Raw genomic sequence first — 13129 nt, 5'->3', positions numbered from 1 at the left:
AGCAAGCCCTTTTTTACATGTGAAAATTAATCTTACAGCGACAGAGTAAAGGTTCCCTCTGGCGTGACAGGAAGATATTTTTTGTAGAAGTCCAAATAAGCTTGTTCAGGGTTCAGGTCTGCGAACAAATCTGGATACATGGCTTTTGCATAGAACTCTATCATTGCCGCATCTAAAATAGTACGACATGCACCATGATAAGCACCGTATAAACGATTGTTTTTCACTGCTGAAATAGAAGACCAACCCAAACGATCTTTGTAACCTTCCAGACGTTTAAGTGCCTCGGCTTTATCTACACCCTGGCCCATCAACATAGAATCAGAACCCTTGCCTGTTTCATAACCCGTAATAACAATGACATCAGGGTTCGAAGCAATCACTTGCTCAGGGTTCAATTTCCCCCACCATTCAACAAACGGTGCAGAAATATTATCGCCACCCGCCATAGTAGAGATCGCACCCCACATGTTTTTACCAAAAGTAAAACCAAGCTCTTGTACACCAGAAGCACCAAACTCGGTATACACTTTTGGTACTGGCAAATTAGCATCTGCAAGGCGCTTACTGATGCTTTCAACGGTTTTCTTATATTCTGCAGCAATCGCCGCCGCGCGTTTTTCTTGCCCTGTAATGACACCGATTAACTCAGTGCTTTTAATATGTCGCTCTAACGTTTGCGCGTTGTAATCCACCACGATGATTTTAATGCCGGCATTTTCAAGGCGTTCAATATCCGTTCCTAAGCCCTTATATTGCCAGTCGGCCAACATCAATACATCTGGATTCAAGCTAATTACTTTTTCTACAGAAAAAGTTTGCGTATCAACACGTCCAATGCCAGGAATATTTTCTAAAGATGGACGATGTTTAACATACATTTCCCAGTTCGCAGGACGCGCTTGCCAAATGTATTTAGACATACCAACAACCTTGTCGTAAGCGGCTTCCGTGCCGATAGCCATATAGTCTTCAGGATAAAACCCGACAATGACACGTTGAGCTGGCGCATTAAATGTTACCTCACGATCAAGAACATCCTTCACCGTAACTTGACCAGCCCAGGTTGCACTCACAAAAAGAGTGAACAGAAGCATTACAAACGACTTAACCATACTGACACCTTCATTAGTAAATTTGCCCGGTATGATAATCGTTATCACTTCATATTAGAAAGGAATTTTAAAAAACACCTAAAAGAAAAAGCTCCGCCCCAATTAAGGAGAGAAGCTTTAGTAGGTTAACTAGGAAAGAACGCAGAATTTTTATTCAGTACGGAAACGAACAACCATAGAATGCAGTTCTTTGCTCAATTGATCCTGCTTCTTACAAAGGCTTGCTACATCGCCAGAGATGCTAGAAACACGGTGTGCTGCTTCGCTGATGGCACCAATATTCTCATTAACACCTTCGGTCACTGCTCGCTGTTCTTCTGCAGACGCAGCCGTTTGCATCGTCATATCGCGCATTTGCTTAACAACTTCTTCTATTTGCTCAAAAGAATCAAGCGCCTGATCAGATAAGCTAATCGCATTCTCAGATTCTGCTAAACTTGTCACCATAGAATCCGACGCTTGCTTAGTTCTGTTAGCAAGAAGCCCTAAGATATTACTAATCTGCTCCGTCGACTCTTGTGTACGCCCCGCAAGGGTTCTTACTTCATCAGCGACTACAGCAAAACCGCGCCCCTGCTCACCGGCACGAGCCGCTTCAATAGCCGCGTTCAACGCCAACAAGTTAGTCTGCTCAGCAATCGCCTGTATAGTCGATAGAATCTGATTAATATTAACGGTTTCTTTTTGCAATTCGGTAATGATTTGGTTCGAATCTTTCAAACGAGCACCTAAACGATTTACGCCTTCAGCACTGTTCTTAAGAAGATTTTTTCCGGCGATGGTTGTCTCCAATCCTTTCTCAGAAAACTGAGCAGAATTAGCACAACTTTCCGCCGCTTCATTAGATGCAATCAGCATTTGCTGCCCTGCTTCTGCGATTAGTTCGATAGACTGCAATTGATCCGTCGCTGACTGAGCCACTTCATTTGCTTTCGCTGAGGTTTCAGCAGCAATTTTATCGATCTGTATACCGGAATGCTTAATACCAAGAATAAGTTTACGAGTTGACTCAATAAACTGATTAAACCAATTAGACAATGTACCTGTTTCGTCATTGGTTTTAATGTCAATTTTGGATGTTAAATCACCTTCACCTTCTGCAAGAATACGTAAGTGATCTGATACAGATTCAATTGGAGTGATTAAGCTTTTCGCCATCAAATAAGCAACAAAACCAAAAACAATCAATAACAAGATACAAACAATAGCCGTGGTTTGAATTAGCTCCACAGTACTAGAGTAAATTTCGGACGCTGGCATTAAACCAATAAACTTCCATTTTAAATTCGGAGAAGTGTAAACATCGGCATAATAATCTTCACCATCCAATTTAAAGTTAATCAAACCTGAAGAAGTTTGAGCGATTTTTTGATACGCCTCACCCGTTACCTCACTGATTTTCTTGAAGTTATTATCTGCATGGAGGGCATCAACCAAAATAGTACCGGTATTTTCAATGACCATAATAGTACCGGAGTTACCCAACTTAGTTTTATTCGCCATTTCAGTGAGAGTTTTGATCGACACATCAACCGCAACGACACCACCAATAGCATTGCCTTTTTTATAAGTCCGAACAGCAGACACATAAACAGCATCATCAGGCTCCCAATAATAGGCATCACGCAACGCAACTTTACCAGGCGTTTCCATCGCTCTTGTATACCAACCACGTTGCTTAGGATGCCATTCAGCGTATTCATAAGTCCCCGGCCATTCTAAATAACCGTCACCATCGTCTCCCATATAAACATAAACAAAATTGGGATTATTTTTACCAATCGCCTCAAACATATTAAAAACATCTGCTTCGCGGCCACCATTTTGTTCTGCAATTTTGCTTGGTGCCTTTCCTTTTGCCTCAAAATAAGTCGTTAATGGTGCTGCATCAGTGACAGTAACTGGATCACTCTCAGCAATAAAACCAACAACATACTTAATGTCATTCATAAATTGATCAAAGGATTTTTCAACAGCGCCCAATGTTTGTCCGCTATTTTTTGAAAAGTTTTTTAGTGCTTGGTCTGACGCGAGGAAAGCAGTTATGGAACTGACAACTAAGACGGGCAACAAGGTAGCGATTGAAAAAGCAATCAATAACTTCGTTTTGATTTTCATAGAATTCACCCAAATATTATAATAGCCATATGGAGCCAAGAAGGAATTTTTATAAATTCACCAGCTGATCATCAACATTAACTTATACATTGAAAATGATTATTAATAACCCAAAAACATCATCATTAATGACATTATAAAAAAGGCCATAACGAAATATTTTTATTTCCTTACTACTTTATTATCCATATACCTAGACAAAGTACTGCATAAGAAGCGTATAAACCATAGCAAGTTTCAAAACGTAACAATTATGGAAAGAATATAGAGAAAGTCTAATTTAGAGAGATTAGACTCATAAAAAATGGGGGAAATGAAAATCTCATTATGAAGTAATACAACTTAGACAAGTTTACTACTTCACAACAGAGATTTATTGATAGACATAAAGCTTATATTTCAAAAAGCCAATGTTAACTGAACGCCGCCATAACTGTAGAAACTTCGGGCAAAACAGTTGTGTTGTCCTTTTGCATTTCAATACAAAGGTCTTTTACAAAGGGAGTTTGCTCGGGATATGCCTGCAACCAAGACAGCACAGCAGACTGCACTTGTGCCAAACTTTGCTCTTGAGTAACAGGCGCTCCTAGCGCGATGAGTCTTTCTTTAAAATCGACTTCGTCGACCAAATCTACAATCATCATTTTGCATACCTATAAACAAACAATTTGTTCAATCAATAACCAATGGGACATATAGCTTATACCTAAACGAACACTTAGCGAACCACTTTTTCTTCTAATAAAAGATCAAATATGGCTTGGGCTTTTTCTGCAGCCGTTTCGTCCTTCATTACTTTGCCACCACTGCCCATAGGTTTTGCAGTTGCCGCCTTCATTCGGTCTGCAGCCGTTTTTGCTTTTACCACCTTGATGCGCTTAGGACGAGGTTTGGCGGCGCTGATTTGCCATTGACTTGCGGCTTCATCAACAACAGAGTCAACATTTAACACTTTGACATCTGCTCTTAATCCAGGACCAAAAGCCGTTTGACGCGCCTCTTGCGCGGCATTATCAACACTTGCAATAAATGGTAACTTCACCGTTACGGCACGGCGCTGACCACGAGGCAAAGCCAGCAAGACTTCGGCCGCCCCCCCCTGAATACTGATAATATCAGCCACTCTTGGCACTAGAGGCCATCCTAGTTTTTCGGCTAATAGATATGGCAACATACCAGACGACTCGCCGCTTTCGGCACGAACTCCCGTTAGCACCACATCGATACGCTTGTCTTGTAAGAACGAAACCAGCACAGGCACAGCATCACAATCACTCTCTTGCTCCAATACGGTTAACGAAAGCAATCCCATACCTGCATATTGCCTAAGGACTTGCTCTTGAGCATTGCCAGCATGCACTACCGTCAGTTCGGCACTCGCCAATTTCAGACCCAGTTCTACAGCGCGACCATCTTGTTCGGCACGGCGAGAACGACCGGATTGAGGATGACGACCAACAGACACTAATGAAACAACTTTGACGCTAGGCTGCATCGCTCTTCTCCTCTTGATTTTTAGATGATGAATACGCTTGAGCCAGTCTAGTCAGTTCGGCCAATATCTCTTCACTATCAGCAATGACAGCCAAGTCTGCACGTTTCACCATATCACAACCAGCATCGGTGTTAATCGCAATCACCTTGTCACATTGACCGATACCTTGCATATGCTGAATCGCACCAGAGATACCAACAGCAAGGTAAACTCGCGCCGTAACCCAAGTACCCGACGCACCCACTTGACGAGAACGCGGCATAAAGCCATCGTCCACAGCAACACGGCTTGCACCTTCTGTAGCACCAAGCACTGCAGCAGTGGAATGAAATTGATCCCAGTTATGAATGCCATTACCTGCTGACAAAATAAACTCAGCTTCTGCCAAAGGCACCGCATTTGAATCAACAGCAATTAAGCCTTTATCCACAACGGCAGGAGATACTTGTTCAATGCTATCAAGTGAGATTGGCAATACCTGATGACGAGTTTCGTCTATCGCGTCACCACACTCTTCCATCAAGGTTAAAATCCGCGGTGTGTCACGCAAAATATCATGACTAGCAGACGCTCCTCGGCACACAGTTTGCTCAGCATTTACTTGCCAAGCCTGAGCTGCAAGACGTTCGCCCAAACGCGCAGATAAACGACAAGCCAGATCCGTTCCACCATGAACACTGTCAGGAAACAACCAATGATGAGGTTTATATTGCGCTTCTATTTTCTGCAACGCAGTTAGCCTAGCTTCTGGTGCAAAGCCTTCGTACTCAGCACCTTCGAGGTGAATCAATCTATCAACACCCGCTAAATCACATTGTGTTTCTTTGTTTTCACCAAAGCACACCAGCGTCACGGCACCATTGCGCCTAGCAACCAACTGATGCGCCAAGCCAAGAATATCTTTATCGTGACCAGTCAAACGACCACCCACCATATCCGCCACCACCATGATATAAAAATCTGGGTTTTCGACAATATGCAAAGGCAACTGTACTTCTTTTGCCTCGCCTGAGCGTTTTTTGCCACCAACGGCAGCAGAAGATACGTTAGCCCTATCTATACGTTTAATGCCGTTTGGACCAATAAATCCAATAACATGTGGATTCTTACGCAACAACCCAGAAGGTCCACGCACCTCACCACTTCCTGCATGTAACATTTCACCATGTAAAGGGTGTAATCGGTTGCGCGCTATCCATTCTGCTCTCGGGTCTCGTCGAAACAGGTTATCTAAAGAGCTGTCTTTTGATGATAAATCACTCATCAGTGTGTCTCCTCAATTAACTGCCCAGCAAGAATTTCAGCAATATCTTTTACAACGGGTCTAGGCTCGACGACACCTTCCAACATCGCTGTACATTGCTGACAACCAACAGCAACCATGTCTGCACCCGTGCTGATAACGTCTTCCATACGCATATCGGCAATACGACGCTCGCCAGGAATATCGGTAATTGGCGCACCACCGCCACCGCCACAACAACGTGAGCGATAACGAGAACGTTCCATTTCAGCCACTTCAATCCCCAAACTCGCCAACAACTCGCGCGGAGCTTCGTATTCCCCGTTATAGCGTCCCAAATAACATGGATCGTGATACGTTACCTTACTGCCACCTTGTAGAGGACTTAAATTAAAACGGCCTTCTTTTATTAAGCGATTCAAAAATGTCGTATGATGCAGTACCTCTACGCCTTTAAGAGCATCAGAACCAAAATCCCCATATTCATTTTTCAAACAATGGAACGCGTGTGGATCTGTCGTCACAATTGTCTTAAAACTATATTTCGACAAAGTCGCTAAGTTACGTTTCGCCAAACTTTGAAAAGCGGCATCGTCACCTAGTCGACGAGCAACATCACCACTGTCTAACTCTTCGTCACCCAAAATCGCCACATCGACATTGGCGGCTTTCATCAACTTCACGAAAGAACGCAAAATTCGCTGGCTACGCATATCAAAAGCACCGTCAGAGACCCAAAACAGCACATCCGCCTGTTTCACATCCTTCATAACATTCAAATTTTGATCTGCTGCCCAATGCGTACGGCTCGCTGGTGAGTAACCATTCGGGTTATCCGTAGCGATAATATTTTCCAGAACTTGTGCACCTTTATTTGGTGTCTCACCTTTTTCAAGGGTCAAGAAACGACGCATGTCAACAATGGCGTCAACATGTTCAATCATCATCGGACACTCTTCTACGCAGGCGCGACATGTTGTACATGACCAAAGCGTATCTGAACTAATCAAACCATTGGTTATAATCTGGTCTGGCGCACCTTTAGCGTTACCAACCTCAACACCTGGGTAAGGGCTACCAGCATACTTTTCATCAGTACCACCAGCAAAACCCACCACCATATCTTGAATAAGTTTCTTTGGGTTAAGTGGTTGACCTGCCGCGAACGCAGGACAAACTGCTTCGCAACGACCACATTGCACACAAGCATCGAAGCCTAACAATTGATTCCATTTAAAGTCTGTTGGTTTAGCTACACCATGCACCTCTTTAATGGTAACGCCATCACCAAAGTCCACAGGTTTCAATCCAGTGGATCGGCCACCGCCAAAACGTTCAGAACGACGGTGAAACGCCAGATGCAAAGCCCCCGCAAAAGCGTGTTTCATCGGTCCGCCCCATGTCATGCCAAACAACATTTCACTAAGGCTCATTAAAATTAGCACAGACAATACAAGAGTGAGTATCCAACCACCCGTTCCTTCTGGAAGGATTCCAGCTGCAGGTAAAGTCAGAACAAAAAAGGTAATCGAAAACGTTAGCAAGCTTTTTGGCAAGCGCATCCACGGCCCTTTGGAAAGGCGTGATGGCGGATTCATTCGGCGCTTATAAACAAACAGAGCACCACAGAACATCAGCACTAAAGCTGCTAATAGCGCCCAAGCAAGAATTTCACTCTTAACGCCAAATAGGTGAACAAACAGAACTAACACCATTGCTAAAACGAAACCACCGCCTGTCGCAACGTGAGTACGAGACATATACTTATCTCGCTCTACAACATGGTGAAGGTCATGCAGATAACGTTTCGGCATAGCCAGCAAACCAGCCAGAATATCGACTTTTTCAGCCTGTCCTGCGCGCCATAAATTCATGCGGCGAACAGCACCAATCCCTGCTAGTACAAGAAGAAAACCAATCAAAGTTGGAGGTAACCAATCAAGAATCATGATGAATCCTCATCATTATAAATACAGAAGGCACATACTGTATTTACCAATATATGCATTAGCGATGTCACAAGCGAAGTAAAGACAAGGAAAAATGAACACGAAAGCACAGTTTGTAATGATAAATGAGCATTTCGAGTTCATTTTAACTCAGCATTTACGAGCGCAGTAATCGCTCCCCTACAAGTCTTTACAAAGACGAAGTGCATCGTACATAGCCGCATGGACGTTACGCTGAGACACACAGTCTCCCAAACGCCACAAGATCATACCTTCACCTGAACCACCATCCAGTACTGGCTGAGGCTTAATATCAAATAAGGCTTCGTTATCAATTTGACCTTTATTACGTGAGCTGGCTTTCAAAGCGTAATACAGTTCCTCATTTGGACGAGTACCGTTTTCAATCACGACCTGGTCTATAACACGCTCTTCTTTTTGCGCGGTATATTCATTCTCAAGCACGGCTACTAAACTGTTTCCTTCACGATACACTTTATCAAGCAGCATATCTGACGTCATAATGACTTCTCGCTCGTATAAAGAACGATAGTAAGTTGGGAATGTTGTACCACCTACACCTACACCTGGTTTTATATCGTCTGTTACCAATTCCACTAAAGAGCCTTTAGAAGCCAAGTAGTCCGCTGCAGACATACCAGAGAATTCACAGATCGTATCGTAAACCAAAACATTTTTACCTGGCTCAACGGCGCCGCTCAGAATATCCCAAGAAGAAACAACCAAACCTTCCGCCGCACCCCAATGCTCATTCTGATCAATAAATGGTCGACCACCGGTAGCCAAAATACACACATCTGGATTCAGCTCTTTAACCATCGCCTCATCCGCTGCAGTATTTAAACGTACGTCCACACCCAAGCGTTCTACTTCCATAACCAACCAACGAGTAATACCCGCAATTTGATCACGTTGAGGCGCTTTAGCAGCAAATACTAACTGCCCACCTAGCTCCTCAGCTTTCTCAAGCAAGGTCACTTTATGACCGCGCTCCGCTGCGACACGAGCCGCCTCTAATCCACCAGGACCACCACCGACAACTAGCACGTTACGAATAACGCCTGTGGTTTTCTCAATAATATGTGGCAAGCCCATGTATTCGCGCGATGTCGCCGCGTTCTGAATACACAACACGTCCAAACCTTGGTACTGGCGGTCGATACAATAATTTGCACCAACACACTGACGAATTTGGTCAACTTGATCCATCTTAATTTTGGCAATAAAGTGCGGATCAGCAATATGCGCTCGTGTCATGCCGACAAAATCTACATAACCCGCTTCAATAATACGTTTCGCTTGGTTTGGATCTTTGATGTTTTGTGCATGAATAACCGGCACTTTAACCACTTCTTTGATACCAGCAGCCAGATACAAGAATGGCTCAGGCGGATAGCTCATGTTTGGAATAACGTTAGCCAAAGTATTGTGAGTATCACAACCAGAACCAACTACACCAAAATAATCCACCATGCCAGTCGCATCGTAATATTGAGCAATTTTCTTCATTTCTTCGTGGCCTAAGCCATCAGGATGGAACTCATCACCTGTGATACGCATACCCACAACAAAATCAGGTCCTACTTCGGCACGAACGGCTTTGAGCACTTCCATACCAAATTTCATACGGCCTTCAAACGTACCACCCCATTCGTCGGTACGCTTGTTTACGCGTGGTGACCAGAACTGGTCGATCATATGTTGGTGAACCGCAGACAGCTCAACACCATCCAAGCCACCTTCTTTCGCACGACGCGCCGCTTGAGCGAAATCACCAATAACGCGCCACATTTCCTCTACTTCAATCGTTTTACAAGTCGCACGGTGAACTGGCTCACGAATACCAGAAGGCGACATTAGGTTAGGCCAGTTTTCACCGTCCCAACGAGAACGACGTCCCATGTGAGAGATCTGGATCATGATCTTGCCACCATGCTTATGAACCGCATCAGCAAGATTTTGGAAATGAGGAATAATGCGATCTGTCGAAAGATTGACCGAACTCCACCAACTTTGTGGACTGTCAATAGACACCACACTAGAGCCACCACAAATACAAAGACCACAGCCACCTTTGGCTTTTTCTTCGTAATATTTCACGTAACGGTCTGTTGTCATGCCGCCATCAGTCGCATATACCTCTGCGTGAGCCGTACTAACGATACGATTGCGGATAGTTAATTTATTAATATTGAGTGGCTCGAACAACGCATCATACTGGGACATAACATCCTGCCTTCTTGGAAACGACGTTTAACTTTTACTGTTGTGGTCATCACCTGCCCGTGGTGACCTCATACATTTAAGCTCTGATTAAAAAACTAAAGTGGAGAAACTTGGAAATAACCTACATCACAACCTTCTTCGGCTGCGCTCTGGGTTTGAATCGCTTTAGTGCGGGTCGTCAAACCCTTGCTTTCTAGGATCTGATCCAACGCACCAGCAAACCAACCCGTAAACATATAATCCACCTTGCGGTTAACTTTCTTACCGTGGATTTTTTCGTAGTGATAAACAAAGGCCGAGTTTTCCAAACGCACTTTTGCCGTGCCTTTCTCGATGTCCAACTCTTCAGTAATAAAAAAGCCCCAACCGCGCTGCGATAGGCGTTTCAAATAATGGTGCCAAATCTCCTCGCCATAAATACCATGGCATTCAGACTCTTGCTCACACCAAAAATACGCCGACTTATAACCCGCTTTATATAGGATCTCGGCATAACGCTCGGCACCGATTTCGTCTTCTATTCCCATGTGGTTATTAACAAAGAAGTGACGCGGCACATACAGCATAGGCAGCGCATCCGTCGTCCAAACGCCCGTCTCATCATCAACAACTATCGGCATTTCTGGCGCATGTGTAGACATGTTCAATTCCTTAAATTCTTTTCGTTAAAATCAAATCCTGCAAAGCATTACGAGCCTAGTCGATTGACTATTCTCCCCAGACTTCCTGCAAAAGGTTCACCCAATTCTCACCCATAATCTTCACCACCTGACGCTCACTAAAACCATGTTTCAACAAGGCTTCGGTTAAATTCGGGAAGTCGCCAACGGTGCGCATACCAAGTGGATTAATGATCTCGCCAAAGCGCGTCAAACGGCGGGCATAACCTTTGTCGTGGGTTAGGTATTCGAAGAAGTCGTAACCGTGACCTTGAGTAAAGTCAGTGCCGATGCCAATCGCGTCTTCACCAACAATGTTATAAATGTATTGAATGGCTTCCACGTAATCGTCTATGGTCGCGTTAATACCGGCTTTTAAGAAAGGCGCGAACATGGTGACACCGACAAAACCACCGTTGTCGGCAATGAACTTAAGCTCTTCGTCAGTGCGGTTGCGTGGATGTTCTTTTAAACCCGCTGGCAAACAATGGGAATACGCCACAGGCTTCTTCGATTCGATGATGACTTCTTTCGCGGTATTTGGTCCAACATGAGACAAATCACACAACATACCAACACGATTCATCTCCGCCACAATCTCACGACCGTAACCCGACAAACCACCGTCACGCTCGTAACAACCTGTACCAACCAAGTTTTGCGTGTTGTAGCACATCTGCACAATGCCCACGCCAAGGTCTTTAAAAATCTGCACATAACCGATTTGATCTTCAAACGCATGGGCATTTTGAAAGCCCATCATCACACCTGTTTTGCCTTCGGCTTTAGCGCGATGAATGTCTTTCGTCGTGTAAACCTTGGTAAGCAAATCACTGTTGGCTTCGATCAACTGGTTCATCTCAACCACATTGCGAACCGTGCCCTCGAAGTTTTCCCAAAACGACACAGTACAATTCGCCGCCGTCAGCTTCCCCTTGGCCATGTCTTCGAATAACTCGCGATTCCACTTCGCACAAATCAAACCGTCAATAATAATAGACTTATCGTGTAGCTCTGCTGCGTTCATTGCTCTTCCTTACCTATCAAATATGGGCTTTTTAAAGGAGTGACTATCAATGAACTCAGTGTAATTTTTAGCTACAGGCAGGAGGTGGCTGGAAACGACTAGAGGTAGACTAAAAGCGACTTAGTGGCATAGTCGCTTTAAAACCATTTTTGTAAGTCGTCCTTCAGGGCGACAAGAAACTCAGTCCCCGCTCAAACGCTTTGTATTCATGGCATTTATTCCGCCTTCCCCTTTTTTTCAAGGGGAAGGCGGAGGATGGGGTTAAGCTCTTTTGATCGTTTGAGCTTTTATTGACCGGATGCTCGAAATACTAAGGGGACGAATCCCTTTTTGACCACAGCCCGACAAGACGTAATTTGTTGTGTTAAAATTTTTTGTCGGCATAAATGCCGACCTACAAGTGATTGGTTTGTAGTGGGTTTTGTAGGTCGCGGCTTTAGCCCGACAACGTAGACTAAGAGACCAAGGGGTCAAAAAGGGCTTTGACCCCAGGCGTGAAGACAGTGCTATTTCTTAACGATTAATTCTTCTAGCTTCAATCCTGTGGCTTTTTGGATGCTGCGCCATAGGTAATAAAAAATAGCCATTAACATGATCATAGAAGGAATGGCGATCATTGGATAGCTGTATAACGTCATTTGCCCTAGTTCTTCATTAAAGGCTTCGGTTCCCGCTGGGCTGGTGACGATCCATTTCGCCAAGACATAATTCATCGTCGCAGAAAAAGCAAAAGAGCCGGCGATAAAATATGTAGCTTTCATGAGGCGTTTTTCAAACATTTCTGTGCTGTTGTTCTCTTCTAGTTTTTGCTTGATGGTATCCACATCCATGATCGCCGCATTGAAGAACATGGCTCGCACCAAAGGGTAAGGCGTAAAAGTCGATACCAAAACGCCAATCCCGATGACAGCGGGAATAGCAGCTTCTTTTATCGCTAACCATTTATTATCCAATTCAAACAGGCCAATGCTGCCCGTCAGCAACACGCTCACCAAACCTAACAAGGCGATGAAGTTAAACTTGCGATACTTAATTAACTCGTAAATCCCCCAACCAAGAGGAAACGCCAGCGCCGCAAGCAAACCACCGGTCGTACCTAGCTTATCTTCACCACTCAACTTCATTAAAATTAACGACGGCAAGATGACACTAACAATAAGGTCTATCATAGGACGCGGTTTGTGTTCGGGAGTGTTACTCATAATTTCTGGTTCCAAGTTTAATTCAAATGCTAATGGCGACTATCATAAAGGAAAAATGCGCACTGTGGTGAGTA

10 protein-coding genes are annotated in these 13129 nt (G+C 44.2%); all 10 read right to left on the bottom strand.

Annotated elements, in window-relative coordinates:
* Nucleotides 1-32 precede the first annotated feature (32 nt).
* The 10 genes from KPL72_RS15815 to KPL72_RS15770 all read right to left on the bottom strand — a co-directional run bounded on the left by KPL72_RS15815 (nucleotide 33) and on the right by KPL72_RS15770 (nucleotide 13055).
* Entirely contained in the window at nucleotides 33-1115 is a 1083-nt protein-coding gene (locus KPL72_RS15815) for an ABC transporter substrate-binding protein (protein WP_219703634.1), read from the bottom strand.
* Between the two features lie 150 nt (nucleotides 1116-1265).
* Nucleotides 1266-3233, bottom strand: a complete 1968-nt coding sequence (locus tag KPL72_RS15810; protein WP_212915652.1) for a methyl-accepting chemotaxis protein — start codon at nucleotides 3231-3233, stop codon at nucleotides 1266-1268.
* Between the two features lie 413 nt (nucleotides 3234-3646).
* A complete protein-coding gene (locus KPL72_RS15805) occupies nucleotides 3647-3877 on the bottom strand; it encodes a hypothetical protein (protein WP_012070409.1) in 231 nt (76 codons plus the stop codon).
* 74 nt (nucleotides 3878-3951) lie between these two features.
* Nucleotides 3952-4728: an electron transfer flavoprotein subunit beta gene (gene etfB / locus KPL72_RS15800; RefSeq protein WP_219703632.1), complete on the bottom strand. Its 777-nt coding sequence runs from the start codon at nucleotides 4726-4728 to the stop codon at nucleotides 3952-3954.
* Nucleotides 4718-5992, bottom strand: coding sequence for an electron transfer flavoprotein subunit alpha (gene etfA / locus KPL72_RS15795; protein WP_219703630.1), 1275 nt, complete (start codon nucleotides 5990-5992; stop codon nucleotides 4718-4720). Before etfA ends, etfB begins: the two co-directional genes overlap by 11 nt.
* On the bottom strand, nucleotides 5992-7920 hold the full coding sequence (locus tag KPL72_RS15790; RefSeq protein WP_249422298.1) for a (Fe-S)-binding protein: 1929 nt from the start codon (nucleotides 7918-7920) through the stop codon (nucleotides 5992-5994). Before KPL72_RS15790 ends, etfA begins: the two co-directional genes overlap by 1 nt.
* A gap of 180 nt (nucleotides 7921-8100) precedes the next feature.
* Complete coding sequence (gene dgcA / locus KPL72_RS15785; RefSeq protein ID WP_219703629.1) at nucleotides 8101-10167, bottom strand: dimethylglycine demethylation protein DgcA; 2067 nt, start codon at nucleotides 10165-10167, stop codon at nucleotides 8101-8103.
* Between the two features lie 95 nt (nucleotides 10168-10262).
* On the bottom strand, nucleotides 10263-10808 hold the full coding sequence (locus KPL72_RS15780) for a DUF5943 domain-containing protein (RefSeq protein ID WP_212915656.1): 546 nt from the start codon (nucleotides 10806-10808) through the stop codon (nucleotides 10263-10265).
* 67 nt (nucleotides 10809-10875) lie between these two features.
* The gene (locus KPL72_RS15775) at nucleotides 10876-11853 is read right to left on the bottom strand and encodes a dipeptidase (protein WP_072840475.1); all 978 of its coding nucleotides are present in this window, start codon (nucleotides 11851-11853) and stop codon (nucleotides 10876-10878) included.
* 506 nt (nucleotides 11854-12359) lie between these two features.
* Nucleotides 12360-13055 carry a VC0807 family protein gene (locus tag KPL72_RS15770; RefSeq protein WP_212915660.1) on the bottom strand — a complete coding sequence of 232 codons (696 nt, stop codon included), beginning with the start codon at nucleotides 13053-13055 and terminating at the stop codon, nucleotides 12360-12362.
* Between the last annotated feature and the right edge of the window lie 74 nt (nucleotides 13056-13129).

This window comes from Marinomonas lutimaris (genome assembly GCF_019426345.1).
GTDB lineage: Bacteria > Pseudomonadota > Gammaproteobacteria > Pseudomonadales > Marinomonadaceae > Marinomonas > Marinomonas lutimaris.
This window is presented reverse-complemented; position numbering and strand designations above follow the sequence as displayed.

Bases quoted from the DNA above. Each gene is read 5' to 3' on its own strand.
- KPL72_RS15815 (WP_219703634.1), bottom strand. From the start codon at position 1,115: ATGGTTAAGTCGTTTGTAATGCTTCTGTTCACTCTTTTTGTGAGTGCA.
- KPL72_RS15780 (WP_212915656.1), bottom strand. From the start codon at position 10,808: ATGTCTACACATGCGCCAGAAATGCCGATAGTTGTTGATGATGAGACG.
- KPL72_RS15790 (WP_249422298.1), bottom strand. From the start codon at position 7,920: ATGATTCTTGATTGGTTACCTCCAACTTTGATTGGTTTTCTTCTTGTA.
- etfB (WP_219703632.1), bottom strand. From the start codon at position 4,728: ATGCAGCCTAGCGTCAAAGTTGTTTCATTAGTGTCTGTTGGTCGTCAT.
- etfA (WP_219703630.1), bottom strand. From the start codon at position 5,992: ATGAGTGATTTATCATCAAAAGACAGCTCTTTAGATAACCTGTTTCGA.
- KPL72_RS15810 (WP_212915652.1), bottom strand. From the start codon at position 3,233: ATGAAAATCAAAACGAAGTTATTGATTGCTTTTTCAATCGCTACCTTG.
- dgcA (WP_219703629.1), bottom strand. From the start codon at position 10,167: ATGTCCCAGTATGATGCGTTGTTCGAGCCACTCAATATTAATAAATTA.
- KPL72_RS15770 (WP_212915660.1), bottom strand. From the start codon at position 13,055: ATGAGTAACACTCCCGAACACAAACCGCGTCCTATGATAGACCTTATT.
- KPL72_RS15775 (WP_072840475.1), bottom strand. From the start codon at position 11,853: ATGAACGCAGCAGAGCTACACGATAAGTCTATTATTATTGACGGTTTG.
- KPL72_RS15805 (WP_012070409.1), bottom strand. From the start codon at position 3,877: ATGATGATTGTAGATTTGGTCGACGAAGTCGATTTTAAAGAAAGACTC.